Here is a 26,230-nt window from a genome sequence, read left to right on the forward strand (position 1 = left end):
TTCGTGCGGAATTTTAGTCTTTGTTGATGTGATAATATGCCAACATTTTATAATACAGTTTTGCTGCTAAGAATGCACTTGGTTTTGAATAGGCAGAATCCATTAATTCAACGATATCAAAAGCAACAACGTTACATTTTTCGAAAACTTTTCTTAATAATTCTAATGTTGGATACCATTGCAAGCCTCCTGGTTCCGGAGTTCCTGTTGAAGGTGCGATTGACGGGTCAAAAGCATCTAAATCGATCGTAATATAAACGTTTCCTGAAACTTTTTCTAAAACATCATTTACCCAGTTTTCGTTGTTGGCAATTTCGTGAGCAAAAAATACTCTTCCTTCCGGTAAATATTCAACTTCCTCAACATCCATAGAACGGATTCCAACCTGAACCAAATTATGCTTTTGATTCGCTTCAAAAACCGCACAAGCATGATTAGAAGTAGAACCATGAAATTCCGGACGTAAATCTGTGTGAGCATCTAATTGTAAAACCGTAAGATTTTCAAATTTCTCTCCAACTGCACGAATCGAACCGATAGAAACTGAATGTTCTCCACCAAAAAGGGTAAACAATTTATCTGTTGCCAAAAGCTCTTTTGTTTTTTGATAAACCGCTTCTGTCATAGCTTCAGGTGTAGAGTTTTCAGAAACTTCTCCAGCTAAATAAACTCCTTCAAGATAAGGTTCTGTACCTGTTTCGATGTCGTAAAGCTCCATGTTTTCAGAAGCATCAAGGAATAATTCCGGGCCTTTGTCTGCACCCTTTCCCCAAGTTGAAGTTCCATCGTAAGGAACCGTTACCAAAACTACTTTTGAATTTTCTAATGAAGCATTTTCTTCAGGAATTCCTGCGTATGTTTTCATAATTTATAATTAAAAAATTAAATGATTTAAAGATTAAAATATTTGCGGCAAAGATAAGAAGAAGTTAGGAGAAAGCTGGAAGTTGGATGATGGAAGCAGGAAGTTTTTATAAGCAAAATGAATATGTGATTGATATTTTATTAAATTTAAATCGTTCGCAGATCTTTTAGATTAAGCAGATTATCTTTGAATCATCAGTAGTGAGCTTCCAGCATTCAGCTTCAGGCTTCCATACAAATTCCTTACCTTTGTGAAAAATTCAAAAATATGTCCTTAAAAGCTGTGCTTTTCGATATGGATGGGGTAATTGTTGATACAGAACCGCTGCACAGAAAAGCTTATTTTAAAACATTCAACCAGCTAGAAATTGAAGTTTCTGAAGATTTGTATACTTCTTTCACCGGCGCTTCTACCAAAAGAGTTTGCGAAACTTTGATTTCTGAGTTTAATCTAACTCACACTCACGAAGATATCACCAATATAAAAAGAACTCATTTTAAAGATTATTTTTACAATGATGCCGACTTTGATCTGATTCCCGGAGTGAGAAAACTGATTGAGCATTATTACGAAAATAACGTAAAATTAATTGTTGCTTCTTCAGCAAGTATGACCACCATCAACATGGTTTTTGAGAAATTTGGTTTGGAAAAATATTTCAGTGGAAAGATCAGCGGTGCCGATCTAAAAGAATCAAAACCTCATCCTGAAATTTTCCAGCTTGCTGCAAAAATGGCCAACGAACCGATTGAAAACTGCATGGTCATTGAAGATTCCACCAATGGAATTTTAGCAGCGCACCGAGCCAATATTTTTTGTGCGGCTTATAAAAGCTTCCATTCTCACAATCAGGATTATAGTTTAGCAAATGTTGTTATTACAGATTATTCCGAAATCGAAGTTGATAAAATTTCTAAACATTTTTAAAATATAAAAGCTCTCCGAATTGGAGAGCTTTGTTTTGTGTATCGCATTTGTCATTCTGAATGTAACGAAGTGGAGTGAAGAATCTCATAATTACTTTGAGATTGCTTTACTTCGACAAGCTCAGCATAAACTCTGCATTTGCTCCTCGCAATGACTATTGATATCCTAATAATTTCAAAATATCTTCAGGTTCTTGTCTTTCTCTAAAGATTTCATACTGGAATTCTCCATTTTCATCTTTCTGGATCAAGATATGTCTTGGTTGTGGCATCAAACAGTGATGAACTCCACCATAACCACCGATTGTTTCCTGATATGCTCCAGTGTGGAAGAAACCAATATACAAAGGTTTTGTATCGCTGAAAACAGGCAAATAGATTGCGTTCGTATGCTGTTCAGAGTTATAATAATCATCTGAATCACAAGTTAATCCACCTAAGAAAACTCTTTCGTAAGAATCTTCCCAACGGTTTAACGGAAGCATGATAAAGTGTCTAGAAATTGCCCAAGTATCAGGAAGCGTGGTCATAAAAGATGAATCGATCATATTCCACTTTTCTCTGTCGTTCTGACGTTTCTGAGAAATAATTTTATACAAATTGGCACCGCTTTCTCCTACCGTAAAACTTCCGAATTCAGTATAAATATTTGGTTCTTCTACACCTTCTTCTTCACAGAATTTTTTGATCTGCGAAACGATCTCTTCTACCATATATTGGTAATCGTAATCGAAATTTAATGAAGTTTTGATCGGGAAACCACCACCAATATTTAATGAATTTACTTCCGGAGCAATTTTCTTCAAACGTGCATAAACACGAAGACATTTGTACAATTCATTCCAATAATAAGCCGTGTCTTTGATCCCGGTATTAATGAAAAAGTGAAGCATTTTCAATCTTGCATTCGGATGTTCTGCAATTTTTTGACTGTAGTAAGGAATAATATCTTTGTATCCGATTCCTAATCTTGAGGTATAAAATTCGAATTTCGGTTCTTCCTCAGAAGCAATTCTAATTCCGATATCGAAAGTCGTATCGATACTTTCTGTTAACTTATCAAGTTCTCTGTAGTTATCTAAAATAGGAGTAATATTTTCAAAACCACTGTTAATCATATCTGAAATTTTCGCCAGATAATCATCCGTTTTGAAACCATTACAGATCACCTCAATATTTTTATCAACTTTACCTTCTGTATAAAGCGACTTCACAATATCCATGTCGTAAGCGGAAGACGTTTCGATAGAAATATCGTTCTTCAAAGCTTCTTCGATCACAAATTTGAAATGGCTTGATTTTGTACAGTAACAGTATCTGTAGTTTTTTTTGTAATCGATCTTCTCAAAAGCTTCCTTAAACCAGCCTTTTGCTTTCTGAATATTTTGAGAAATCTTCGGGAGGTAACTTACCTTAAGAGGCGTTCCAAACTTCTCAACAACATCCATCAAAGGAATATCGTGAAAAGACAAATTGTTCTCAGAAACATTGAATTCTTCGGTTGGAAAATACAATGTCTGATCAATAAGTTCCGAGTATTTTATTTTCATTTTCTAATGAGTAAATTAAGAATGCAAAATTGCTAAAAAAGTTTGATTTTTTAGCGTTAAATTTATTATAAATTTCTGCAGTTTTTCGACTAAAAAATTAGTCTTTAATCAATACGTGAACTTAAGAATATATTCGTTTCTTTTATTTTCAGAGATTCCCAAATTTTGATGAATATAAATATCAATTGAGCCGTATTTCTTATCAATTTCAAAAAAAGCAGTCTCTAAATAATTCTTTTCAACCCAACTTAATTTTTCGATAACATTCAAATCCATTTTTGGATACAAAAAATGTAAATTATTGGCAAGATGAAGCCTTTTTTGCACTAATTGTTTACGGTAATTGTTCGAAAGAAGATAATCGTTCTCAATCGTAGCTCTGTCAAATTTTAAAATGGTTAATATCAACGCTGTTATTATTCCGGTTCTGTCTTTTCCGGCGGTACAATGATATAAAACAGGAGTTTCCGAATCTAAAATCTCATGAATAATCTTCTTAATAATTTCTGGATTTTCTGTGACATAATTTTTATAAAAATCCAGCATTCTTTGATCTGCATCCGAACTTTTAACTTTCCCTTTTAAAACAAGCTTTTTTGCCTGATTCAACTGATCGCCTTCATCTTCAAATGCAGAATATTTTTTATAAATAAAAGCATCTAAAAGTTGATCAGGTTTTTGCGAAATTTCTTTCGAATTTCTAAGATCAATAATCTCTTTAATTCCTAAATTCTGAAATGTTTTGAGAGATTTTTTCTTGAGTTGAAAAAGATGTCCACTTCGATAAAGCATTCCTTCTTTTAAAGTTCTGCCATCAGTATTTTTAATATTTCCAATCGTTCTGAAATTGGTTACTTTCTTAATTTCAAATTGATTGTCAGTTTTTGAAATTCCGTATTCTGGTACAGAAAAAGTTTGTGTCTTACAGGAAAAAACACAGGAACTAATAATAACTAGAAATGATATTTTTATTAATTGTCTCAATATATTTCAGGATATTCTATTTCATTAATTCCAACAAAAAATAAAAGATCTCCAGATTCATATTGAATAGAAATCTCATCATCAACTGCAAAGTTACGTGTCCCGATTCTTGATATCATGCTTAAACTATCATTTGTTAATGGCCAGTTCAGCCCTTTTGTCGTAATATTTTCAGCTGAAGGAAACGGATACAGAGAGATCATTTTGTTTTTAACATTTTTCAGAGTGAAATTTTTCGGAATAAAATAATATTCAGAAAACTCATCATAAAACTTTATGTTTAAATTATCCTTAAATGAATAAGCGACTGTAAGATTTCCTAAAAAATGATCCTGCTCTCCTCCACTTCCACCTAAAACATCAACATTTTGAAACCCTTTTTCTAAAATAATTTCTAAAGCTTTATGAAAATCTGTTTTCTCCTGATCCAGTGTAAGAATAAATTTATCCTGATACACATTTTCGTCTGACCCAATATGAGAATCAAAATCTCCGGAAATAAAATCTAGTTTGTCTAAAGGAAAATTGAGTTCTTTCAAATAATGAAAAGCACCATCAGTACAGGCAATCAGATTATATTTTTCTAGATTGGGGAAAGATTTCGGAGCGTCACCGTTGATGAAGAGAAGAGATTTACTCATTAACTTATTTTTATAATTGCTTGAATAAAAAAGCTGAATCACAGTGATGATTCAGCTTTATATTTTTAAATATTCTGTAAAATTAATTAAATATTGGCACTTGACAATTATTAACGTCTTTATCTCCAGATTTATATTGATACAGTCCTATAACTGGCTGATAAACTAAATTACCATTTGAATCATAATAATAAGGATTTATTTCCACATTTGTAATTTCATATTTTACGTTTGCAGCAAAATTCTCATTTGAAAATACATCACCAAATGCCGACATATTTGATCCTGCAGGAATTGTATATTGACCGCTATGCCATACAAACCCGTAAGTATTATCGGTAATTTTATAAGAAACATATCTATCTCTGCTGTATACCTCTGAAGAAATAGCTCTGGCTTGATATCTTTTTTTAGTTGTTCGGCAAGGCTGTTCTGTAAATTCTAAATCAACCCATTCTGTAATATTAAGAGGAGGTCCTTTTTGAACAGCAGATTCTGTTTGAGGATTTGTCTCATTCTGCGAATACAATTCATCGTTTGGAGAGCAAGATAAAATCATTAAGCCCAATAAGGCTGTAAAAGTAAGTTTTTTCATGGTTAAAATTTGTTATTATTCGCTAAAATAGGAAATGTTTTCACAAACTATACAATTATTAACAAACATTATTTCACTAAAAAATTATCTTTCATTCGGATTCCAGTATTCTTCTGGTTCGTTGTTGATTTTTGAGATATATCTTGCCAAAACAAATAGATAATCAGAAAGACGGTTCAGATATTTAATCAATTCAGGACGCACTTCTTCAGATTCATTCAAGAAAACCAAAGAACGCTCCGCTCTACGGCAAATTGTACGGGCTGCATGTAAAAAAGTAGCTGATTTTCCTCCGCCAGGAAGAATAAAATATTGTAGAGGCTCTAATTTATCTTCAAAACCATCCATCCAGTTTTCGAGTTCTTCAATTTCGGTATCAGAAATAATCAAAGGAAGACGAGATTTTCCGTTAGCCAACATCAGTTTATCAACCGGAGTTGCTGCTTCTGAACCTACCGTAAACAGATCAAACTGAATTTTTTTTAATTGTTTCAAAACTTCTTCATCAGTGATATGACTTTTTGAAATTCCAATAAAAGAATTCAGTTCATCAATATTTCCATAACTGTCAACTCTTGCGCTGGCTTTTGAAACTCTCGTTCCGCCATATAAAGCGGTCTGTCCTTTATCTCCCGTTTTAGTGTATATTTTCATAAGTAATTTTCGTTGCTATTAAAACCATGCGTAATCATGGTGATTTCAAAAGACTAAATTACTTTTTTAAAATTATGCTGACAAATGTTTTAGAGTAAGTTTAAAACGACGTTGTTTACAGGAAGCTTTTACGGATATAAACCCATTATTAAATCTTGTGAATCCATTTAAATTGTGATAATAAAATAAGTTCGATATTTTTTATTTAATTTTAAGTCACCAATTACAAATAATAATTATGCAAACCAATCAACAATTAAGCGACTTAATGGCGCTCGATTTAGGAATCAATCTGATCAACAGAAGACCTTACGCAAAAGAAGTTTTTAAATGGCAGGATATCGAACTTCTCCCCCATTCGTCAACTGATACTTTACTTTGTGAAATCTACGAGTGGAACGGTAGAAACTGGCGCACAACGAACAATAATCTTATTGGTTATTTATTTTCGGGTGAACAATTGAATACGGTAAAAAATCAATTATTAAATACTCCAAAGCATACAGCATTAATCCCTGATTTTGAATTTACCAAAGACAGTATGATCGAATACGGTTTGTCGTTACCGTCTTTATTTAATATTGGAATTAACGGAAACATCAACAGTGCAAAAAATTTCTCAATTCGTGTAAACGGAGTTACAAAATCTAGGATCACCAATATCGATTCGCCCGGAATTGAAATTTTGAAAAGCTTTTCAGAATTTACACAGTCAAAATCTAAAACTTATAGAAAGAATATTAAGTTTAATTATCTGAGTATCTCTTTATTTTATGCTGAAAGTGTAGAAATTTTTCTTGAAAAAGAATCTGGAGTTGGTTTGGATGTCAGTTTTCAGACGACCAATGTGAATGTAGAAGCAAAAGTGGATACCGATACCAAAAAACATTTTGTTCTAAAATATTCCGGAAATCAGGCTCCTTTTGCCGCTAAGTTTGTAAAAGGAAAAAACTTTGATGTGGAATAAGCTTTTTTAGTTATGAGTTAAAAATTATGAATTATGAGTTGATTGAAACCGAAGATTTCTTTGAGACCAACTCATAATTCATAACTCATCATTTTAAACTTTTATTTGTTTAAGATCATTGCAGCTTCTTTTGCAGCATAAGTGAAAATCATGTCTGCTCCAGCTCTTTTGAAGCATGTTAAGCTTTCAATAATCGCTTTATCATTATCAAGCCAACCGTTTTGAGCAGCAGCTTTCAACATTGCGTATTCTCCGCTTACATTATAAACTGCAATCGGCAAATCAATTGCTTCACGCACTTTTGCTACAATATCTAAATATGGGAGACCTGGTTTGATCATAATAATATCTGCACCTTCTTCCACATCTTTGAAAACCTCATTTAATGCTTCACGCGAGTTGTGAAAATCCATTTGATACGTTTTTTTATCTTTCGGAATTTCCATATTGTCTTTTGGAGCACTGTCTAAAGCACTTCTGAATGGCCCGTAAAAAGAACTAGCATATTTTGCAGCGTAACTTAGAATTCCAACATCATGAAAACCGCTTTCTTCTAAAGCTTCACGAATTGCCAAAACTCTGCCATCCATCATGTCACTCGGTGCCACAATGTCAGCTCCAGCTTCAGCATGTGACACAGCCATTTTTGCCAATGCATCATTGGTTGCATCATTGATGATTTTTCCGTTTTCTATAATTCCATCATGACCGTAAATAGAGTAAGGATCTAAGGCTACATCGGGCATAATCACCATTTCAGGCACCGCATCTTTAATTGCTTTGATGGTGTTTTGCATTAAACCATCTTTGTTCCACGCTTCTTTTCCGGTGTTATCTTTTAAGTGATCTGAAACTTTCATATAAAGGTTAACCGCCTTTACGCCTAAAGAAAATAATTCTTTACATTCTTTTACCGTAAGATCGATGCTTCGCCTGAAAATTCCGGGCATTGAAGCGATTGCTTCTTCTTTATTCTCGCCCTCCATTACGAAAATAGGCATTACAAAATCGTTCACTGAAAGACTGCATTCTCTTACCAAACCTCTCATCGATTCATTCACTCTTAGTCTTCTGTTTCTAGAATATATCATCTTTGGAATACTTTTTGAATAATTTATTGCAAATTTAATATAAGTTCTACAAAAAACTATTGCAGATGATTATAGAATTTATTATTTTTGTTAGTAATATTTAAGCAAATATATCGTTGATGAAAAAACTTTTACTTTTATTTATATTTATTGGCGCTACTATTGGGTTTTCTGATAATTTGAAAGCACAAATAAAAGAGCCAACTTCCACTAATCAGAAATCTGATGACGGTGTGCTTACAGCATATCCGAATCCTGCGAAAGATTTTTTGATGGTGAAAGCGAAAGATTCTTCATTGAAAATTAAAAATGTTTCTTTTTATTCTATATTGGGAACTCAGGTTGCCAGTTACAATATCAACAGTAATAATGCTGAGATTAATATTCAGAAACTGAAACCCGGAAAATATCTTATCAGATATATTCTAAGCGACAATACACAAAAAGTTACTCAAATAGTAAAGCAATAATATTCAAAATCCTGATAATCATCAGGATTTTTTCTTTTAGCACATTTTTTTTCAATTATTCCGTAACTTTCGGGATATTTCATAACTAATTGTAAAAACAATTTTAATGCTAAAAGCTGAACAAATTACTAAAACCTACAATGCCGGAAAAAAGACCGCATTAGACGATTTTAGCATACACGTTCCGAAAGGAAGTATTTACGGTCTTCTAGGACCAAACGGAGCAGGAAAAACTTCTTTCATCCGAATCATCAACCAGATTACACAAGCCGATTCAGGAAACGTTTTCATCAACGGAGAAAAACTGAATCCGAATCATATTAAAGACATCGGTTATATGCCGGAAGAACGTGGTCTTTATAAAAACATGAGCGTTGGAGATCAGATTCTTTACTTCGGAGAACTGAAAGGAATGACAAAAAATGATGCTTTGAATGAAGCAAAAAAATGGTTTGATAAACTTAATATCGATCAATGGTGGAAGAAAAAACTCTCTGAACTTTCAAAAGGAATGGCTCAGAAAATACAGTTCGTTGTAACCGTTCTTCACAGACCGCATCTTTTAATTTTGGATGAACCGTTTTCAGGTTTTGATCCGGTGAATGCCAATTTAATTAAAGATCAGATCATCGAGCTTAAAAATAATGGAACGACTATTATCCTTTCAACTCACAGAATGGAAAGTGTGGAAGAAATGTGTGATTATGTTGCATTGATCAATAATTCTAAAAAAATAATCGACGGAAGAGTTTTTGATGTTCGCGAAAAATTCAAGAAAAATATTTTTGGAGTTACTTTATCTGAAGTCAACGATGACCAGTTTGATCAGTTTAAAAACAAATATGGAATCTTCAACATGACCCATGAAAATAATCTAATTTCTTTTGATTTGAAAAACGAAGCAGATCAGAACAATATTCTTTTAGATCTGGTTAATGTAGGAAAAGTAAGATCTTTCGACGAAAGAATTCCGAGCATGAATGAAGTATTTATCAATGCGGTAAGCAATCACTCTTAATTTTATGAACAATATTTTTTTAATTACAAAAAGGGAATTTCTTACGCAGGTTAAGAAAAAATCCTTCGTTATACTCACTTTACTGGCGCCGCTAATGATTATTGCTTTTGGAGCGGTTGTCGGAATGATGTTTAAAGCCAATCAGTCTCATAATGTGATTGAAGTGGTTGATAACAGCGGGCTTTTTAAAGGACAACTGAAGTCTGATGAAAAAATCAATTATGTATTTATTCCTTCTGCCGAAGAGCAATCTAAGCTTAACAACTTAAAGGGTAATGAAACTCTGGACGGAATTTTAATTCTTCCGGCTTTATCAGAGAATAATTTTGATGATTTAGAGAAAAGCACACGATTGGTTGTAAACACCAAAATCGGTTTTGATACCAAGCAACAAATTATTTCAGACATTACGAATGTCATTAAAAAAGAGAAAATAAAACAACTTGGAATCCAGGAAGCTCAACTTGCAGACCTTGATAAAAGTTTCACTTTAAAAACCATCAACGTTTCTGAAGATAATAAAGAAGATTCAGATTTGGCATTTGGCGTAAAAAGCGCTTTAAGCATGGTTTTGATGTATGTAACATTTATGTTTATCATCATTTATGGAGTTCGTGTAATGCGAAGTGTTTTGGAGGAAAAAAACAACCGTGTTGTAGAAATCATCATATCTTCTGTTAAACCTTTTGAATTGATGATGGGAAAGATTTTGGGAGTTACCATGGTTGCTTTAACGCAGTTTATTGTATGGATTATGATGTCTGTAGCTGGAGCTTTGGTTTTAAACACAGGATTTTCTTCACTTCAGAAAAACATTCCGGGAGGAAATGAAGAACTGATGAGCAAACTTGATATCGCGCAAATCGCAACTCAGGTTTCTCACAGCTTATTAGAGCTAAATTTCCCGTTGATTATTTTTGTATTCATTATATTTTTCCTTTTAGGATATATGTTTTATAGTTCTGTTTACGCTGCAATTGGTTCAGCTGTTGACAACGAAACGGAAACGCAACAGTTTACTTTATTTGCCATTCTTCCTCTTACATTAGGAATGTATGGAAGTATTTCTGTGATTAATAATCCTGACGGACCGGTTGGTTTCTGGATGTCGATTATTCCATTTACTTCGCCTGTTGCGATGGTTGCAAGAATTCCTTTCGGAGTTCCGGCTTGGCAGATTGCTTTGTCGATTGCTTTGCTTTTAGGAACAACTATTTTTATGATTTTCCTTGCCGGAAAAATTTATCGAGTAGGAATTTTGATGTATGGAAACAAGGCGACTTTGAAGGAGATCTGGAAGTGGATCAGAGGGTAAAAGATGAAAAATAAAATTCAATTATTGAGGGAAGAAAACAGACTTACTCAAAAGGAACTTGCTGAAAAAGCTGGTCTTTCGTTAAGAACCATCCAGAGAATTGAGGCAGGAAATATTCCTAAAGGTTTTACACTGAAAGCACTTGCTGAAAGTTTAAATACAACACCTGAAAATTTAATTGAAAAAGAAAATAATAATGTAGAAAGGGCAAAACTGATTAACAGTTCTGCCCTTTTTGGTTTAATTATTCCGTTTGGAGGAATAATTTTTCCGCTTATATTTACTTATAAAACACAGGATGTTTACAACAAACAACTTGGAAGAAACATTGTTGCTCTTCAAATCATTCTTTCTGTAACAATGTCTTTGTTTTTAATTGCAAGCCCGTTTCTTCAAAAAGGATTATCAGTTAAATTTCCTGTTTTCTTGATTGTATTGATTACTTTTTTATTCCTAAAATTAATTGCTATCATCATCAATGGAATTGCTTTAAACAAAAACAAAGATTTACATACAAATCTGAAATTCAATTTCTTGTAAAATAAAAAATGAATTGACGTAAAATTGTCGTATTGTTTTTATCGCAAAATTCAGTTTTAAAACGGAACCTTGCATAAAAATAATTTATGAAAATTTTAAAGAAAACAGTCTTAGCATTTTTACTCTTCTTAACTCTTCTTTGTCTTGGATTTTATTGTTATTTCGACCAAAAATTCAGTCCCGAAGAAAATTATTTAACGGTAAAAAATGAAAGCGGAAAAGTGATCGTAAAATGGTTGGGTGAAAATAAAAATGTTATGCTTCTGCCTGTTCATTTTCAAAATGATTTTACCACTTATTTTATGCAGTTTGATACAGGTTCTCCCAATACTATATTTTATCAAAATTCATTAGCAATTTTTAAAAATAAAAACCAAATCAAAACTCAATTTACTATCGGGAATACTGAAGTTTCTTCTGATCGGTTTAAAATAATTTCTATCAGCAAAAACAACGATAAAGACTCTATTAAAATTATCGGAACCATTGGAAGTGATTTATTAGATCAGAAAAAAACCATTATTAATTTTAGCGAAAATTATGTCGTTTTTAATATATTAAAAGAGCCCAAAAGTTTCAGCAGCGCAAAGCTGGATTTTAAGTTTAAAAAGAGAAAAATGATTATATCCGGTATTTTAAATGGGAAAGAAGAGGAGTTTTTATATGATTCGGGAACAAGTGCATATGAATTTTTGACCAATAAAAACGTTTGGGGAAAATTAAAATTACCAAATTCAAAACCTGTTGTAGAAAAAGCACAATCGTGGGAAAGAATACTTACAAGCTATACTGCAAAATCTAATCAAACCATCAAGTTTAAAAATAAAGAGCTTATTTTGAGTGAAGTTACCTACGTTGAAGGAATTTCACAATCTCAATATATGCTGATGAAATTTTCAGGAATGACCGGAATGCTAGGAAATAAAATTTTCCTTAAAAATTCATTATATATTGATTGCAAAGAAGAAAAAATTTCAATCAATTAAAACTTTACAGGCAACTTTATAAACAAAAATCCCGAAGTTATACTCCGGGATTTTTTTATGTTTTGATTTCAAAAATTTTATTGAAAAATATAGCTTAAGCTTAAACTAAGAACCTGTTCAGATTTCTTTTTAGCTGTATTGGGATCTTGCGTAAAACTCTCAACAAGATTAGGATACGTATTTGAAAGTCCTAAATCATATTTTAAAGCCAGTTCTAACTGTCTTTTGTAGCTATATCCTATTCCTGCACCAATGGCAAAATTAAAGCTATTTGCTTTACCATTAATCTTCGGATACTCTGGAACAGTTACATCAGGATCATAATAAGGTCTCCCTGTAGGAGCATTTTTCACATTCTGACTAATCAAGAAATTGAATCTCGGACCAATTAATCCAAAAAATTCTGATTCTGCTTCAGAAAAATACCCCTTAAAGTAGATTGGAACACTTAAATAGTTATTAGCATACACTGCGTTATAACCATCAGCTCCTTTCGAATCTTTATTCTTTCCTGACTCTCCGGCTCCGTAATACGTAACCTCGGGTTGCAAATAAAACTGATTTGCTCCACCCATTGGGATTAAAGCTAAAAGCCCGCCCTGAAAAGCAAATCTTGCTCCTGAAGGATTGTGTGCGTTTTTAACTCTGGAATAGTTTGCACCTGCTGTAAGACCGAATCTTGTACTTTTTAAATCGATTTGTGCGAACGATAAAAAAGAAAAGGCCAATGCAGATGTTAATAAAATTTTTTTCATATCATATTTGTTTTAGCTTATCCTAAGATTTTTGCTACAGTAGCTCCGATATCAGCTGGAGAATCTACCACGTTGATCCCGTTTTCTCTCATGATTTCCATTTTTGCCTGAGCCGTATCTTCATCACCTCCAACGATTGCACCAGCGTGCCCCATTGTTCTTCCTTTAGGAGCAGTTTGTCCTGCGATGAAACCTACTACCGGTTTTGTAGAACCACTTGCTTTGTACCATCTTGCAGCTTCAGCTTCAAGACCACCACCGATTTCTCCGATCATTACAACCGCTTCAGTTTCTGGATCATTGATGAATAATTCTAAAGCTTCTTTAGTAGTAGTTCCGATAATTGGGTCACCACCGATTCCGATTGCAGTAGAAATACCGTAACCAGCTCTTACAACCTGATCAGCAGCTTCATAAGTAAGAGTTCCTGACTTAGAAACGATACCTACTTTACCTTTTTTGAAAACAAAACCTGGCATAATACCAATTTTAGCTTCATCTGAAGTGATGATTCCTGGACAGTTTGGTCCGATCAATCTGCACTCTTTGTCTGCGATATAAGATTTTACTTTTACCATATCTGCAACAGGAATACCTTCTGTAATACAAACGATCACTTTAATACCCGCTTCAGCAGCTTCCATAATAGCATCTGCAGCAAATGCAGGTGGTACGAAAATAATACTTACGTTGGCTCCAGCTTTTGATACAGCATCAGCAACAGTGTTAAATACCGGCTTACCTAAGTGCTCGCTTCCTCCTTTTCCTGGAGTAACACCACCTACTACGTTGGTTCCGTATTCGATCATCTGACCTGCGTGGAAAGTACCTTCGTTACCTGTAAATCCTTGTACAATTACTTTAGAATCTTTGTTTACTAAAATTGACATTTTATTGTTTTTTAAATTTATTTATTTTAATGCTCACAAATTTACTTATTTTTCTTTGAATTTGAATAAAACCTTAATGCGAATCTTAATCACATTTTATGATATATATAAGGTATGCAAAATAAAGAATTAAAAGATTAAAGCTTTACCCAGAAAAAACATGTATTAAAAATCGCATCAAATTCGATACAAATTACTGATTATCAAATTCAAATATTTTAAACTTAAATTTTAATAATTATAGATCAGTTAAAAATATAATATTAGTTCTGATATAAACTTGGATCTAAAAATCAACAAATCAAAAGCAATCGATATTCCCCATCGTTTTCCACAGGAGCTCTGTGAACACAGGGCAAAACTTCTTGTGAAGGATGATCTACCGCCAATCGCCAAAGATTTCCTATTCCTAAATTTGTTGGAGTTGCAGCAGATTTTGCTTCATAATGAAGATCGAAAAAGTGTTCTTTAAAAAAGTCTTCTAACTCTTCCTCTGGTCCGCCGTGTAGCTCTTTAAGTTTCTCTCGGATTTCTGGTATCAGAATTTTTTGTTCAACCTGATCGTTGGGTATAATATCGCTTGCTGCGCCGTGATAAGTACATAAAAAAGTATCGGTACCAATTGGTGAACGATCTACATGAAAAGAATATACATCTGTCGAAATGAAATCGAAATCTTCATCTCGTTCGTAGTTTTTAAGCAAATTGAGCAAAGGCGATGCTCCGAAATCTGTCAATAGCTGTAAATCATTTAAAATAATTTCTCTTGCTAAAATCCCATTTTCTGATAGTTCCAAAACTAAAAGATCTTCAATAGAAATTTCTGTAATGTTCTCTTTTAATTGAAGCTTAGAAACAATTTCTTCAAAATCTCCATATAAATTTCGAGTCCAACAGATTGCATTCATTACTCCTTTGAATTTGGTATTTATCAGTTCAGAAAAAGAAGAAACTACTCCAACTTGATTGTTATCAGAAAATGTATTGCTCATATTTTAGAATCAACAATTTAGTCGTTTAATTCTTTTGCAAAAATAAAGAATAGATTAGAAGATAATGTTCAAAATCTTTGAAAAATAATACATTCTAAGAATTTTCATTTCTATTCATACTCCAGCTTTTTAGCCAACTTATTATCCTGATAACAATAAAATTCGTACGCATGTTTCTTACCGAATGAGTACACTTTTTCAAGATAAATTTTATCATATTGCCCGAGTAAAGAATTGTATTTTGGTTTTATATGATCCGGCAATTCGTTAGATTTTATAGGTCTTTCAACTTCAAAATCTATTGTGATACAAAGTTGCAACTCAATTTAGAAGAAATTTAGAAATTGTAAGTATCCATGCGTGTTATTTCGATTTCATTTTACCATTTTTAAATCTTTCACTTGCGGTTTGATAATAAGAAATTGTTTCAGAAACAAGATCTTCATTTTTAAAGTTAACTTCCTGCAAAGATTTGTCGGTTGGAGCAACGGTAAACTGCTTCACTCTTTTTCGGTCATCAATTTGGGTGAAAAGATCATTTCTAAGCAAACCCAAAGTACGGTAATTGCCTATAAAAGCTCTCTCCTCTCCTACTTTGGTTTTATTAATATCTTTTCCGTACAAACTTGTATTGTAGGTCCAGTTCAGATACCCGAAAAGTGAAGGCATAAGATCGATCTGAGAAGTCAGTCGGTTGATTTCCTCAGGTTTTTGTTTAAGATTATAAATAATTGCAGGAATATGATGTTTGGCAATATTGATTTCCCATTTTCCGGCGCTGCTTGCACAATGATCTGCAACCACTACAAAAACAGTATTTTTAAACCAAGGTTTTTTCTTTGCATCGTTAATAAATTTTCCTAATGCATAATCTGTATATTTTACAGCACCATCTCTTTCGCCTTGCGGAAGGTCGATTTTTCCGTTAGGAAATGTATAAGGTTTATGATTGGAAGTCGTCATAATAAACTCAAAAAAAGGTTTATTTGAATTACTTTCTTTATCTGCATATTTTATTGCCTGTTTGTATAGATCTTCATCGCAGATTCCCCATGCATTTTCAAAACTCACTTCATCATCTTTTATTTGAAAACGTTCAGTTTTTATCTTTTCTGATAAAGGATTTCCGCGGTCTCTGTCTACAATCGTAAATCCTTGTCCGCCGAAAAAGTTATTCATATTATCAAAATAACCATCACCACCGTAAATGAAATAAGGTTGGTATTTTTTCTCTTTTAAAATAGTTGCCACAGAAAATAAATCCTGATTATTCGGTCGTCTTACAATACTGTTTCCCGGAGTTGGCGGAACGCACAAAGTAAGCGCTTCCATTCCACGAACAGTTCTGGTACCAGTTGCATAAAGATTGGTAAAAAAGATGCTTTCTTTTGCCAACTGGTCATAATTGGGAGTGAGATGATCTTTATTTCCGAATGCACTTAAAAACTCTGCACTGAAGCTTTCGATAGTAACTACAACGATGTTTGGTTTTTGCTCTCCATTACCTTTTGTAAGTCTCGAAATATCATCAAATTTTGCAGAAGTATAAGTTTGATTTTCCTGCAAAAGATTTTGTTTTAAAATTGAATATGCTTTTTTATCTGAAATTTTAGGATAAAAGGCTTCATAATCCAGTTCATTTGATTTGAAAGCTGCAACAAACGAAAATGCTCCATTTTTTCCAAGCTCATTATCTACAAGATTATTGCTGAAATCGGCATATTTATTTTTCATTAAAAATCCCAAAACAATAGTGAAAATCGCTACAGGAATCACAAAAAATAAACGTTTTTTGAAGTTTACTTTATCTGAAAATATTTTTTTAAAAACTTTAAATTTTCTCATCATAAAAAACGTCAAAGCAACCAAACCGATTAGAACAGCGATAAGCAACGGCAACGGATAAGACTGATTGATGTTTTCTACAACTTCGTAAGTGTAAATTAAATAATCAACTGCAATAAAATTAAATCTTGCTCCAAACTCCTCCCAAAACGGAATTTCTGCCAAAAGACTGAAATAAAGGCTCAAAAGAATAACTGCCAAATAAAAATAAGTGAAAGCTTTGTCAAATAAAGAGCCTATCCATTTTTTTGGAAAAATTAAAAGATAAAAAAGGTAAAGAAATAAGAATAATGATCCCGAAACGAAATCATAAAGAAAACCTGTGAAAAATATTCTAAGGATATAAATAAAATTAAAATCTACATCTTTTGACGACCAGATAAGAAATACCACTCTTATTAAAAACGACAATAAAATGTATAAACTTAGAATACTGAAAAATGCAGAAAATCTACTGTTAAAAGCCTTTTCTGTAAGATTTGAAAGTTTTTTTGAGGACATGCTTTACTTTTTAAGGTGTAAAGGTGTTGCTCAATTTAGAATTAATTTAGAATTTTAAAAATCTAATGTAAAAATGTGTTGACTGTTTTCAAACTTGTAACTGATTTTCCAATTTTGAAATTTGCAGATTTCATAAATAATGGCGAGACCCAAACCGCTTCCGTTACTGTCTGTAGAAAGCCTAGAAAATCTTTTAAACAAAAAATCTTCGTTAAGTTTTTCCGCTCCGGAATTGGCAATCTTAAAAGAAGAGTTCATCAGTTTTATATCGATAAAACCATTCTGAGTCGTATGTCGAATCGCATTGACGATTAAATTATTGAGCAAAACTTCTGTTAAGCTCATGTTTCCATTTACAAAAACGTCCGCCACAAGAGAAGATTGTACTTTAATATTTTTTTGTTGAAAATGTTCTTCCAATAGTTCAATGCTTTGCTCAACTACATTATTCAGCAGAATATTCTCAGTTGTATCAAACTGACTGTTTTCAATTTTAGCAAGCAACAAAAGGTTTTTATTGATCCTGGAACTTCGCGTCAAAGCTCTGTTGATATCTTCTACAATTTCGTATTGTTTTGAAGTTAAATCCTTATCCTGAAGAAGAATATCTAATTTGTGCTTAATAATTGCCAAAGGCGTCTGCAATTCATGGGACGCATTTTCGGTAAACTCTTTTTGGGTTTTATAGACAGAAATACTGTGTTCTATCAATTTAGATAAAGACTGGTGAAGTTCTTCAAACTCTGAAATATCGGTTTTTTCAAATTCTATTTTACTTTGGTGATTCAGATTAAAATTTTTCAGCTTTTCTAATGTATTTCTAAACGGATTCCAAACCACTGCCGAAATTCTCCTATTGAGAATTAAAAGTCCTGCAACAATAATCGCAAAGAAAAATGCGGTGTTGAGCGCAATTGCTGCAATAGTTTCACGAGATTCTTCAATATTGGTCTGTACCGTAAAAAGAAAAGGTTTATTATTGATGTAAACTACTTTTTCCAGACAACGATAACGTTCTATTTCAGGTTCCGCAGAAAAAGTTTCGGCTTTTTCAATAGTAAAATATTGATCTCTTTTTCTATTGTCGAATTTAAGTTTTTCGATATTCGTTTCCGGCTGAATGTTATTCCAAAGCTTAATACTTTCATCTAAAGCTTCATCAGACAATTTCAGATGATTAAATTCATACGCCGTTTTTTCTGCAATCGTTTTGTTGTGCTCATCGAGTTCACTCTGCCAAATTGTATCTACTATAAAATAATATACAGGAATACTCATTAACAAAATAACGAGTACATAGATAATAAATGGTTTTGTGGTTTTACTTAAAAGCGGTTTCATTAAAAATTATAAGTTATGAATTATAAGTTTTTCGATTTTGTTGTTATAATGGCGTTACGAATTATTTTTAATGTATAACAATGCATTTATAGAGTTTTACAATTCTTATTACAAAAATAAAACTCTTATCTTTCAAAATATTCTTTTTATCATTCATAACTCATCATTTATAACTTATAACTAATTATCGCCCCATTTGTAGCCGGTTCCGTAAACTGTTTTAAGGTAATGTTCACAACCGGCATCGTATAATTTCTTTTTGAGGTTTTTCACATGAGCGTAAACAAAATCATGACTGTCGAGCATATCTGCCAAATCACCCGAAAGATGTTCTGCCAAAGTACTTTTAGAGATGACTTTATTTTTATTTCCTATAAAATAAAGAAGCAGGTCAAATTCTTTTTTTGTAAGATCAATATTTTGGTTGTTAATCGTTACCGTTTTAGCTAAAAGATCGATCTGTAGTTCATTCTGAATAATAATATTAGAATTATTAAACTGTTTTCTTCTAATAATAGAATAAATTCTCGCCATGAGTTCAGAAAGATGAAAAGGCTTGGTCAAATAATCATCGGCTCCTAATTTTAAACCTTCAATTTTATCTTCCAAAGCATTTTTTGCGGAAACAATGATGACACCGTCCTGTTTATTTTGTTTCTTTAATTCTTCCAAAATAGTCAATCCGTTTCCATCGGGAAGCATGATATCCAAAACAATGCAATCGTACTGGAACATTTCTATTTTATTCATTGCCTCCGCAAAAGTAGTGGCAAATTCGCACAAATAACTTTCCCCGGAAAGATATTCTGCAATACTTTTAGACAATTCTGTTTCGTCTTCTATGATTAAAATTTTCACAGCAACAAATTTATGGATTCAATTTAGAAGAAATTCTGAATTAAAATAACACTAAAGATAAGATTTAAAATAGATCAATCTTCATAAAAATAATATCAATAATAATACATGAACAAAAACTACAAAATATTTTAATCTAAAATCCGTAACTTTGCGCCCTACGAAAAATTTTATGGAAAGTATTCAAGTTCACGACAAAACTTTTGTTCCCTATTTAAAGGATGCCGAAATTCAGGAAATTGTAAAGGCAACCGCTCTAAAAATCTATGAAGATTACAAAGACGAAGTACCTGTTTTCATTGGTGTTTTAAACGGTGTTATCATGTTTTTTTCAGATCTTCTTAAACATTACCCAGGACCTTGCGAGATCGCATTTATCCAGATGAGTTCCTATGCAGGAACAGAATCTACTGGGATTGTGTATCAGAAAATGGAACTGACAAAAGATGTAAAAGACCGTCACATCATTCTTGTAGAAGACATCGTAGACACAGGAAATACTGTTGAAAGTCTTTTTAAATATTTTAATGAAACACAACGTCCGAAATCTGTAAAAATTGCTTCATTCTTATTGAAACCTGATGTTTATAAAAAAGATTTCAAACTGGATTATATTGGAAAAGAAATTCCAAATAAATTTGTTTTAGGATACGGATTGGATTATGATGAATTAGGAAGAAACCTATCGAATCTATACCAATTGGAAGACGGACAAATCAACCATTAAACGCTGTTGGCTATGAGCTCACAGCTTTTAGCTTAAAAAAGTAAAATAAAGAAATAAATTTAATAATAACTAAAAAAGCTGAAAGCAAAGTTGCAAACCGCCAAAAGCAAATTGCCCATTGCCAAAAGCAAAACAACATTATGATAAACATTGTTCTGTTCGGCCCTCCAGGAAGTGGAAAAGGTACTCAAGCGCAAAACTTAATCGAGAAATTTAATTTAAAGCAAATCTCAACAGGTGATCTTTTCAGATTCAACATGAAAAATGATACCGAATTGGGAAAACTGGCAAAATCTTATATCGATAAAGGAGAATTGGTTCCGGATCAGGTAACAACAGATATGCTGATTGACGAAATCAGAAAACCAAGCGATGCTGCAGGATTTATTTTCGACGGATATCCTAGAACTGCAGTGCAGACAGAAGCTTTGGAGAAAATTGTAAAAGAAGAACTGAATGATAATATCGATGTTTGTCTTTCTTTAGTTGTTGAAGACTCTATTTTGGTTGAAAGATTACTGAAAAGAGGCGAAATCAGCGGAAGATCTGATGACAGCAATGTGGAAATTATCGAAAACAGAATAAAAGAATACTACACAAAAACAGCAGAAGTAGCCGAACTTTACAAACAACAAGGTAAATATGTAGAGATCAACGGTGTAGGAGAAATCAACGAGATTTCTGAAAAACTTTTTGCTGAAGTAGAAAAAGTAAAATAAGGAATTAGGGTTTAGGAGTTAGGTAATAGTTATTTACGCTAAATCCTAAGCTCTAAGCCCTAAATCCTAAGTTAAAAATATATGTCAAATTTTGTAGATTACGTAAAGATTCATTGTAAAAGCGGTCACGGAGGTGCGGGTTCTGCCCATCTTCGCCGTGAAAAATATATTCCTAAAGGTGGTCCTGATGGAGGTGACGGAGGTCGCGGAGGACACATCATCATGAAAGGAAATGCCCATGAATGGACTTTACTACCCCTTCGATACACCCGTCACGTAAAAGCTGAGCGCGGACAAAACGGAGCAAAAAACCAGTTAACAGGAGCATACGGAGAAGATGTTTACATCAACGTTCCAATCGGGACTATTGCTAAAAATGAAGAAGGAGAAGTTGTAGGTGAAATTCTGGAAGATGGCCAGGAAATCATCTTGATGGAAGGTGGAAAAGGTGGAAAAGGAAATGAGTTTTTCAAATCATCAACCAATCAAACTCCACGTTTTGCTCAACCAGGAATGGACGGACAAGAGGGGTACATCGTTTTCGAACTTAAAATCTTAGCTGATGTAGGTCTTGTAGGTTTCCCAAATGCAGGAAAATCTACACTGTTAGCTTCAGTTTCTGCTGCAAAACCAAAAATTGCCAATTACGCATTTACGACTTTAACGCCCAACTTAGGAATTGTAGATTACAGAAATTACAAATCTTTTGTAATGGCAGATATTCCGGGGATTATTGAAGGTGCTGCAGAAGGAAAAGGTCTTGGTCACAGATTCTTAAGACATATTGAAAGAAATTCAATCTTATTGTTCTTAATTCCTGCAGATTCTGAACACCATTTTCAGGAGTTTAAAATTTTGGAAAACGAATTAAAAGAATATAATCCTGAGCTTTTAGATAAAGATTTTATTATCTCTGTTTCTAAAGCCGATCTTTTGGATGATGAACTGAAAAAAGAAATCGCTGCAGAATTTCCGGAAAACAAAAAACCATTATTTTTCTCGGGTGTTACCGGAGAAGGTTTAACGGAACTGAAAGATGCTATTTGGAAAAGGCTTCACGGATAAAAATAATATTGTGCTGTAATCGTTGATTGCAGCACAATTTCTTTTACAATTCTCCGTTTCTTTTTTAAATTAAACTTAAAAAATTATGACTAAGAATTTTTTTTTAGCCCTTTCAGTCACAATTTCGGGACTTATAAGTGCTCAAACTCAAGAATCTACCTCTGATGCAGATTTTAAATTTGGCGTAAAAGCAGGTTATTCCTTATCAAACATGAAATTTTTTGATGACAAATTAGATTCAAAATCTTATTTCTATGCAGGTTTCGTAGCAGAAAAGCCTCTTTCATCAAAGGTGGGCATTCAGGCTGAAGTTTTATACACTCAGATTGGCGGTACAGATTCTCTTCCTTTGGTACAGCTTATTGGCAGCGAAATTGTAGAAATGGGAAATGTTGATTTTAATTATCAATTTACTCAGATTCAAGTTCCGGTTTCAGTAAAATATTATTTTATCCCAAAATTTTCTGCTTCTGCAGGAATGAATTTCGGTTTTAATCTTTCTGAAAAAGTTAAAACCGATGGAATTGTAAATGGCACAGATTCTCAGGATTTAGTTGGCTATAAAACGCTAAATCTCTTCCCTTTTCTTGGTGCAGAATATAAAATAACAGATAAAATTTTTGTTGACGCGCGATACAACTTCAACTTTTTTGACACACACAAAAATGGTTTTGAAACAAGAATTGGTTTTCTGCAAGCTGGTGTAGGATATAGATTTAATTAAAACACATAAGAGAAACTCAAAAGGTTTCTCTTTTTATTTGGAATACTTATTGAAAGATTTATATTAAATAAAAAACAATGAAATATTTATTAAGCTTATTGACAATCATTTTTTTGTTCTCATGTTCTTCACAGAAAATGTCTTCGTCAAAATACTCAACCATAGAATATGAAGCAGGAGCTTGTTTTGGTTCTTGCCCGATTTTTAAAATGACCATCAATCCTGACCGAACAGCTGTTTTGGAAGCAGAACACTTTAATTTTTCGAAAGAGTTTTCAAAAGGAGAATTTAGTAAACCGAGAGAAGGAACATTCAAAACAACTATTAAAGAGGCTGATTACAAAAAACTGGTTACACTTCTTGATAATTTAGATATAAAAAGTCTTAATGAAAAGTACGGTTCACGGAATATTACAGATATGCCGACTTCTTATCTTAGAGTAAAATTTAATGACGGATCATCTAAAAACATCGAAGATTACGGAAAACGAGGAACAGAAAAATTGATTACAGTTTACCAATTTTTCGAGGATTTAATGCATAATCAACAGTGGAAAAAGGTTCAATAATTACACTTAAAATTATTTAAACTATCTTTGCAACATATTTCGCGGCATTCTCAGCCAAATAGTAATTGATATTACTTAAAAATTCTGTTAAAATTTTTGGCAGATCTGCTAAAAAATGATGAAGTATACTGCTTCGACCGCATTATTTTAATACGCAATATATATTTTGTTATTTACAGACTTAAAACTAATTAAGCCCATCTTAGATGCGCTTCAAAGCCAAGGTTACGAAAAACCAACTCCAATTCAGGAACAAGCGATTCCATCAATTTTAGAACACAGAGATGTACTTGGTACAGCACAGACAGGAACAGGTAAAACAGCAGCTTTCGCCATTCCTATTCTGCAAAACCTTACAGAAAGAAAAGGACCGAAAAATAATCATATTAAGGCATTAATTCTTACTCCAACGAGAGAATTGGCTATACAAATTGAAGAAAGCTTCAATGCATACGGAAAAAATTTACCATTAAAACAATTGGTAATTTTTGGTGGTGTAAAACAGGGAAATCAAGTAGCAGCTTTAAGAAAAGGTGTTGACATTTTGGTAGCAACTCCAGGAAGATTGCTAGATTTTATTGCACAGGGAATTATTTCTCTTAAAAATCTTGAAATTTTTGTTTTGGATGAGGCCGACAGAATGCTTGATATGGGATTCGTACACGATGTAAAAAGAATTATTAAACTTTTACCTCAAAGAAGACAGACTCTTTTCTTCTCTGCAACAATGCCAACTGAAATTCAGAAATTGGCAGACTCTATTCTGAATACTCCTATAAAAGTATCTGTAACACCAATTTCTTCGACTGCAGAAACTATTAAACAATCTATTTATTTTGTAGATAAAGATAAAAAGCTGGATCTTCTTTCTCATATTTTACAAAATAAAATTTCTGAATCTGTTTTAGTTTTCTCAAGAACAAAACACGGAGCAGATAAAATTGCTAAAAAACTACAAGCCGCTAATATCCCGACAGAAGCGATTCACGGTAATAAATCTCAAAATGCGAGACAGAATGCTTTAAATAATTTTAAATCAGGAAAAACACGTATTTTAGTAGCTACAGACATTGCAGCAAGAGGGATTGATATTGATGAACTGAAATATGTGATCAACTTCGAGCTTTCAGACGTTGCAGAAACTTACGTTCACCGAATCGGAAGAACAGGTCGTGCAGGAGCTGAAGGAAGCTCAATTTCTTTTGTTGATGGTTTAGATTTATTAAACTTAAAAGATACTGAGAAACTGATTGGAATGAAAATTCCTGTCGTAAAAGATCATCCTTATCACACCGATAATTTGGTTGTTGAGAAAAGAGATTCTAACAATAAACCTTTTACTCCGAGACCGAAACCAGCAAATCCTGGTCAGCAGAGAAAAGATGTCGGGTTTAAAAAGCCAAACAATAAAAATAATTTTTCTAGAAAGAAATAAAATGAAAGCCTTCCGATTGGAAGGCTTTTTTGTTGAATCTATAATTGACTGTTATCTGCAATTTCTTTCTGTGACAGAAAGCAAAAGCTTATGATACAAAAAGGTAAAGCTGCTGCGAGATAAGTAATATTGAGATAATTAAAAGTTGTTTGTCTTAACAATTGTTCGATAATGTGACTGCACATTAAACTAAACACAATAATTGTTGACAGATAAAAAATATGTCGGATTTCTTTTACAATAAATGATAAAAGAACAGATAATAAAAGGAAAATTAAGATTACAAAAATATTAGACTGACCTTGCATTCCTAAAGGATTATAAGCTAAAATGTAATCAAGATTTTCAGCCGGCAAAAGTATTGATAAGAGCAATAAGGCAATAGTGATAAGATACATTGAAGTAAACTTAATTTTATCTGTCCACGAAGCCATAAAAAATGGTTTACATAAAAAAAGAATTAAAGGAATAATCACCACAGTTCTTGTAAGGCATAAGACTCCCAAAATAATACCTAAAAGTAAAGGTTTCTGAAAATAATTATTTTTATATTTTTTACTCCAATAAATAATAAAAAAAGAAACTATGATAAAAGACGAAATAAAATCGCTTTTACAGACCGCTTCATAAATAAAAGAAAGAGAAAAAAACATCATCAAAATCCCTAATAAACGGATCTTGTTGGTTTTAAATTCTTTTATGACAGCAAAACTAAAAAGCACTAAACTTACAACCTGCAAATATCCTACATTGCCAATAAGATAAAAACCCACCAAAAATAAAAGCTGACCAGGCAAATAAGAAGGAACATTTCCCATAAAATTTCTGGTGCTGTAAATATATTTTCCATGAAGCCAGTAATCAAGCGAATATTCGACAGTTTGCCAACGATCAATCTTCAGTGCATAAGGATCTTTGGTGAGGTGTGATAAAAACAGATAGATAATACCTGTAACAATCACTAAAACATAAATAGTTTTTGAGCTTAGTTTTAATTTATTTACAATAGAATGATAACTAAAATAGAATATTCCATGAATAAGAATAAAAATTACAGCCAAAAATAAAATGGGCACTTTTTCCTGACGAGAGCCGTATTTTACTAAAAATAAAAAATTGATAATGAAGTAAATGATAAAAATAATTATTTTCATCATTCTTGAATCGTCTAAAAATTTAAACAAACTACTCTTCATTAATCGTTTAA

General features: G+C 32.6%; 28 protein-coding genes. 13 read left to right on the top strand and 15 right to left on the bottom strand.

All coding sequences use genetic code 11. The features are described 5' to 3' along the window. Nucleotides 1–13: 13 nt before the first annotated feature. Nucleotides 14–865 carry an agmatinase gene (gene speB / locus BUR17_RS06765; RefSeq protein ID WP_074229564.1) on the bottom strand — a complete coding sequence of 284 codons (852 nt, stop codon included), beginning with the start codon at nucleotides 863–865 and terminating at the stop codon, nucleotides 14–16. A gap of 267 nt (nucleotides 866–1,132) precedes the next feature. Between speB and BUR17_RS06770 the strand changes: the two genes are divergently transcribed. After that, a complete protein-coding gene (locus tag BUR17_RS06770) occupies nucleotides 1,133–1,792 on the top strand; it encodes an HAD family hydrolase (RefSeq protein WP_074229565.1) in 660 nt (219 codons plus the stop codon). Nucleotides 1,793–1,946: 154 nt separating this feature from the next. On the opposite strand, the gene BUR17_RS06775 is transcribed toward BUR17_RS06770, so the two are convergent. The 5 genes from BUR17_RS06775 to BUR17_RS06795 form a co-directional block, all read right to left on the bottom strand. Next, entirely contained in the window at nucleotides 1,947–3,341 is a 1,395-nt protein-coding gene (locus BUR17_RS06775) for a type III PLP-dependent enzyme domain-containing protein (RefSeq protein WP_074229566.1), read from the bottom strand. Nucleotides 3,342–3,449: 108 nt separating this feature from the next. Further along, nucleotides 3,450–4,325, bottom strand: a complete 876-nt coding sequence (locus BUR17_RS06780; protein WP_074229567.1) for a tyrosine-protein phosphatase — start codon at nucleotides 4,323–4,325, stop codon at nucleotides 3,450–3,452. Then, complete coding sequence (locus BUR17_RS06785; protein WP_074230250.1) at nucleotides 4,322–4,966, bottom strand: thiamine diphosphokinase; 645 nt, start codon at nucleotides 4,964–4,966, stop codon at nucleotides 4,322–4,324. The genes BUR17_RS06780 and BUR17_RS06785 overlap by 4 nt, the downstream gene beginning before the upstream one ends. Before the next feature lie 82 nt (nucleotides 4,967–5,048). Beyond that, nucleotides 5,049–5,561 (bottom strand): hypothetical protein, encoded by a 513-nt coding sequence (locus BUR17_RS06790; protein WP_074229568.1) that lies wholly within the window; start codon nucleotides 5,559–5,561, stop codon nucleotides 5,049–5,051. Between the two features lie 84 nt (nucleotides 5,562–5,645). Next, nucleotides 5,646–6,215 (bottom strand): cob(I)yrinic acid a,c-diamide adenosyltransferase, encoded by a 570-nt coding sequence (locus tag BUR17_RS06795; protein WP_066680818.1) that lies wholly within the window; start codon nucleotides 6,213–6,215, stop codon nucleotides 5,646–5,648. 238 nt (nucleotides 6,216–6,453) lie between these two features. Here BUR17_RS06795 and BUR17_RS06800 point away from each other — a divergent pair, with 238 nt between their 5' ends. After that, nucleotides 6,454–7,182: a hypothetical protein gene (locus BUR17_RS06800; protein ID WP_074229569.1), complete on the top strand. Its 729-nt coding sequence runs from the start codon at nucleotides 6,454–6,456 to the stop codon at nucleotides 7,180–7,182. Between the two features lie 101 nt (nucleotides 7,183–7,283). On the opposite strand, the gene hemB is transcribed toward BUR17_RS06800, so the two are convergent. Continuing rightward, complete coding sequence (hemB, locus tag BUR17_RS06805; RefSeq protein ID WP_074229570.1) at nucleotides 7,284–8,273, bottom strand: porphobilinogen synthase; 990 nt, start codon at nucleotides 8,271–8,273, stop codon at nucleotides 7,284–7,286. 119 nt (nucleotides 8,274–8,392) lie between these two features. On the opposite strand from hemB, the gene BUR17_RS06810 reads away from it, so the two are divergent. The 5 genes from BUR17_RS06810 to BUR17_RS06830 all read left to right on the top strand — a co-directional run bounded on the left by BUR17_RS06810 (nucleotide 8,393) and on the right by BUR17_RS06830 (nucleotide 12,602). Next, nucleotides 8,393–8,743 carry a T9SS type A sorting domain-containing protein gene (locus BUR17_RS06810; RefSeq protein WP_074229571.1) on the top strand — a complete coding sequence of 117 codons (351 nt, stop codon included), beginning with the start codon at nucleotides 8,393–8,395 and terminating at the stop codon, nucleotides 8,741–8,743. A gap of 106 nt (nucleotides 8,744–8,849) precedes the next feature. Beyond that, nucleotides 8,850–9,761: an ABC transporter ATP-binding protein gene (locus BUR17_RS06815; RefSeq protein WP_074229572.1), complete on the top strand. Its 912-nt coding sequence runs from the start codon at nucleotides 8,850–8,852 to the stop codon at nucleotides 9,759–9,761. A 4-nt stretch (nucleotides 9,762–9,765) separates the two neighbouring features. Then, nucleotides 9,766–11,076 carry an ABC transporter permease gene (locus tag BUR17_RS06820; protein WP_074229573.1) on the top strand — a complete coding sequence of 437 codons (1,311 nt, stop codon included), beginning with the start codon at nucleotides 9,766–9,768 and terminating at the stop codon, nucleotides 11,074–11,076. Nucleotides 11,077–11,079: 3 nt separating this feature from the next. Then, nucleotides 11,080–11,616, top strand: coding sequence for a helix-turn-helix domain-containing protein (locus tag BUR17_RS06825; RefSeq protein ID WP_074229574.1), 537 nt, complete (start codon nucleotides 11,080–11,082; stop codon nucleotides 11,614–11,616). Nucleotides 11,617–11,702: 86 nt separating this feature from the next. After that, nucleotides 11,703–12,602 (top strand): hypothetical protein, encoded by a 900-nt coding sequence (locus BUR17_RS06830; RefSeq protein ID WP_074229575.1) that lies wholly within the window; start codon nucleotides 11,703–11,705, stop codon nucleotides 12,600–12,602. A 77-nt stretch (nucleotides 12,603–12,679) separates the two neighbouring features. On the opposite strand, the gene BUR17_RS06835 is transcribed toward BUR17_RS06830, so the two are convergent. The 7 genes from BUR17_RS06835 to BUR17_RS06860 form a co-directional block, all read right to left on the bottom strand. Next, nucleotides 12,680–13,357 carry a porin family protein gene (locus BUR17_RS06835; protein WP_074229576.1) on the bottom strand — a complete coding sequence of 226 codons (678 nt, stop codon included), beginning with the start codon at nucleotides 13,355–13,357 and terminating at the stop codon, nucleotides 12,680–12,682. Between the two features lie 17 nt (nucleotides 13,358–13,374). Further along, nucleotides 13,375–14,247 (bottom strand): succinate--CoA ligase subunit alpha, encoded by an 873-nt coding sequence (sucD, locus tag BUR17_RS06840; protein WP_074229577.1) that lies wholly within the window; start codon nucleotides 14,245–14,247, stop codon nucleotides 13,375–13,377. A gap of 293 nt (nucleotides 14,248–14,540) precedes the next feature. Further along, complete coding sequence (locus BUR17_RS06845) at nucleotides 14,541–15,239, bottom strand: DUF1826 domain-containing protein (RefSeq protein WP_074229578.1); 699 nt, start codon at nucleotides 15,237–15,239, stop codon at nucleotides 14,541–14,543. 110 nt (nucleotides 15,240–15,349) lie between these two features. After that, nucleotides 15,350–15,559: a hypothetical protein gene (locus tag BUR17_RS20650; RefSeq protein WP_143747540.1), complete on the bottom strand. Its 210-nt coding sequence runs from the start codon at nucleotides 15,557–15,559 to the stop codon at nucleotides 15,350–15,352. Between the two features lie 43 nt (nucleotides 15,560–15,602). Beyond that, the gene (locus BUR17_RS06850; RefSeq protein WP_074229579.1) at nucleotides 15,603–17,585 is read right to left on the bottom strand and encodes an LTA synthase family protein; all 1,983 of its coding nucleotides are present in this window, start codon (nucleotides 17,583–17,585) and stop codon (nucleotides 15,603–15,605) included. Between the two features lie 54 nt (nucleotides 17,586–17,639). Next, nucleotides 17,640–18,926: a sensor histidine kinase gene (locus tag BUR17_RS06855; protein ID WP_074229580.1), complete on the bottom strand. Its 1,287-nt coding sequence runs from the start codon at nucleotides 18,924–18,926 to the stop codon at nucleotides 17,640–17,642. A 180-nt stretch (nucleotides 18,927–19,106) separates the two neighbouring features. After that, complete coding sequence (locus tag BUR17_RS06860; RefSeq protein WP_074229581.1) at nucleotides 19,107–19,784, bottom strand: response regulator transcription factor; 678 nt, start codon at nucleotides 19,782–19,784, stop codon at nucleotides 19,107–19,109. Between the two features lie 172 nt (nucleotides 19,785–19,956). Here BUR17_RS06860 and BUR17_RS06865 point away from each other — a divergent pair, with 172 nt between their 5' ends. The 6 genes from BUR17_RS06865 (at nucleotide 19,957) to BUR17_RS06890 (ending at nucleotide 25,023) form a co-directional block, all read left to right on the top strand. Beyond that, nucleotides 19,957–20,511 carry a phosphoribosyltransferase gene (locus tag BUR17_RS06865; RefSeq protein WP_074229582.1) on the top strand — a complete coding sequence of 185 codons (555 nt, stop codon included), beginning with the start codon at nucleotides 19,957–19,959 and terminating at the stop codon, nucleotides 20,509–20,511. 140 nt (nucleotides 20,512–20,651) lie between these two features. After that, the gene (locus BUR17_RS06870) at nucleotides 20,652–21,230 is read left to right on the top strand and encodes an adenylate kinase (protein WP_074229583.1); all 579 of its coding nucleotides are present in this window, start codon (nucleotides 20,652–20,654) and stop codon (nucleotides 21,228–21,230) included. 81 nt (nucleotides 21,231–21,311) lie between these two features. Next, nucleotides 21,312–22,295, top strand: coding sequence for a GTPase ObgE (obgE, locus tag BUR17_RS06875; RefSeq protein WP_074229584.1), 984 nt, complete (start codon nucleotides 21,312–21,314; stop codon nucleotides 22,293–22,295). An 85-nt stretch (nucleotides 22,296–22,380) separates the two neighbouring features. After that, on the top strand, nucleotides 22,381–23,019 hold the full coding sequence (locus BUR17_RS06880) for a porin family protein (RefSeq protein ID WP_074229585.1): 639 nt from the start codon (nucleotides 22,381–22,383) through the stop codon (nucleotides 23,017–23,019). A gap of 77 nt (nucleotides 23,020–23,096) precedes the next feature. Continuing rightward, nucleotides 23,097–23,588: a DUF6438 domain-containing protein gene (locus BUR17_RS06885; RefSeq protein ID WP_074229586.1), complete on the top strand. Its 492-nt coding sequence runs from the start codon at nucleotides 23,097–23,099 to the stop codon at nucleotides 23,586–23,588. A 166-nt stretch (nucleotides 23,589–23,754) separates the two neighbouring features. Next, on the top strand, nucleotides 23,755–25,023 hold the full coding sequence (locus BUR17_RS06890; protein ID WP_074229587.1) for a DEAD/DEAH box helicase: 1,269 nt from the start codon (nucleotides 23,755–23,757) through the stop codon (nucleotides 25,021–25,023). A gap of 38 nt (nucleotides 25,024–25,061) precedes the next feature. Here the strand turns inward: BUR17_RS06890 and BUR17_RS06895 are convergent, their stop codons facing one another. Beyond that, a complete protein-coding gene (locus tag BUR17_RS06895; protein ID WP_159437593.1) occupies nucleotides 25,062–26,219 on the bottom strand; it encodes a hypothetical protein in 1,158 nt (385 codons plus the stop codon). Nucleotides 26,220–26,230: the final 11 nt, after the last annotated feature.

Source organism: Chryseobacterium scophthalmum, assembly GCF_900143185.1.
In the GTDB taxonomy this organism is placed as follows: Bacteria; Bacteroidota; Bacteroidia; order Flavobacteriales; family Weeksellaceae; genus Chryseobacterium; species Chryseobacterium scophthalmum.

What these genes read in the sequence shown, in the direction of transcription:
- speB (WP_074229564.1), bottom strand. Translation starts at nt 865, where the DNA reads ATGAAAACATACGCAGGAATTCCTGAAGAAAATGCTTCATTAGAAAAT.
- BUR17_RS06770 (WP_074229565.1), top strand. Translation starts at nt 1,133, where the DNA reads ATGTCCTTAAAAGCTGTGCTTTTCGATATGGATGGGGTAATTGTTGAT.
- BUR17_RS06775 (WP_074229566.1), bottom strand. Translation starts at nt 3,341, where the DNA reads ATGAAAATAAAATACTCGGAACTTATTGATCAGACATTGTATTTTCCA.
- BUR17_RS06785 (WP_074230250.1), bottom strand. Translation starts at nt 4,966, where the DNA reads ATGAGTAAATCTCTTCTCTTCATCAACGGTGACGCTCCGAAATCTTTC.
- BUR17_RS06790 (WP_074229568.1), bottom strand. Translation starts at nt 5,561, where the DNA reads ATGAAAAAACTTACTTTTACAGCCTTATTGGGCTTAATGATTTTATCT.
- BUR17_RS06795 (WP_066680818.1), bottom strand. Translation starts at nt 6,215, where the DNA reads ATGAAAATATACACTAAAACGGGAGATAAAGGACAGACCGCTTTATAT.
- BUR17_RS06800 (WP_074229569.1), top strand. Translation starts at nt 6,454, where the DNA reads ATGCAAACCAATCAACAATTAAGCGACTTAATGGCGCTCGATTTAGGA.
- hemB (WP_074229570.1), bottom strand. Translation starts at nt 8,273, where the DNA reads ATGATATATTCTAGAAACAGAAGACTAAGAGTGAATGAATCGATGAGA.
- BUR17_RS06810 (WP_074229571.1), top strand. Translation starts at nt 8,393, where the DNA reads ATGAAAAAACTTTTACTTTTATTTATATTTATTGGCGCTACTATTGGG.
- BUR17_RS06815 (WP_074229572.1), top strand. Translation starts at nt 8,850, where the DNA reads ATGCTAAAAGCTGAACAAATTACTAAAACCTACAATGCCGGAAAAAAG.
- BUR17_RS06820 (WP_074229573.1), top strand. Translation starts at nt 9,766, where the DNA reads ATGAACAATATTTTTTTAATTACAAAAAGGGAATTTCTTACGCAGGTT.
- BUR17_RS06825 (WP_074229574.1), top strand. Translation starts at nt 11,080, where the DNA reads ATGAAAAATAAAATTCAATTATTGAGGGAAGAAAACAGACTTACTCAA.
- BUR17_RS06830 (WP_074229575.1), top strand. Translation starts at nt 11,703, where the DNA reads ATGAAAATTTTAAAGAAAACAGTCTTAGCATTTTTACTCTTCTTAACT.
- BUR17_RS06835 (WP_074229576.1), bottom strand. Translation starts at nt 13,357, where the DNA reads ATGAAAAAAATTTTATTAACATCTGCATTGGCCTTTTCTTTTTTATCG.
- sucD (WP_074229577.1), bottom strand. Translation starts at nt 14,247, where the DNA reads ATGTCAATTTTAGTAAACAAAGATTCTAAAGTAATTGTACAAGGATTT.
- BUR17_RS06845 (WP_074229578.1), bottom strand. Translation starts at nt 15,239, where the DNA reads ATGAGCAATACATTTTCTGATAACAATCAAGTTGGAGTAGTTTCTTCT.
- BUR17_RS06850 (WP_074229579.1), bottom strand. Translation starts at nt 17,585, where the DNA reads ATGTCCTCAAAAAAACTTTCAAATCTTACAGAAAAGGCTTTTAACAGT.
- BUR17_RS06855 (WP_074229580.1), bottom strand. Translation starts at nt 18,926, where the DNA reads ATGAAACCGCTTTTAAGTAAAACCACAAAACCATTTATTATCTATGTA.
- BUR17_RS06865 (WP_074229582.1), top strand. Translation starts at nt 19,957, where the DNA reads ATGGAAAGTATTCAAGTTCACGACAAAACTTTTGTTCCCTATTTAAAG.
- BUR17_RS06870 (WP_074229583.1), top strand. Translation starts at nt 20,652, where the DNA reads ATGATAAACATTGTTCTGTTCGGCCCTCCAGGAAGTGGAAAAGGTACT.
- obgE (WP_074229584.1), top strand. Translation starts at nt 21,312, where the DNA reads ATGTCAAATTTTGTAGATTACGTAAAGATTCATTGTAAAAGCGGTCAC.
- BUR17_RS06880 (WP_074229585.1), top strand. Translation starts at nt 22,381, where the DNA reads ATGACTAAGAATTTTTTTTTAGCCCTTTCAGTCACAATTTCGGGACTT.
- BUR17_RS06885 (WP_074229586.1), top strand. Translation starts at nt 23,097, where the DNA reads ATGAAATATTTATTAAGCTTATTGACAATCATTTTTTTGTTCTCATGT.
- BUR17_RS06895 (WP_159437593.1), bottom strand. Translation starts at nt 26,219, where the DNA reads ATGAAGAGTAGTTTGTTTAAATTTTTAGACGATTCAAGAATGATGAAA.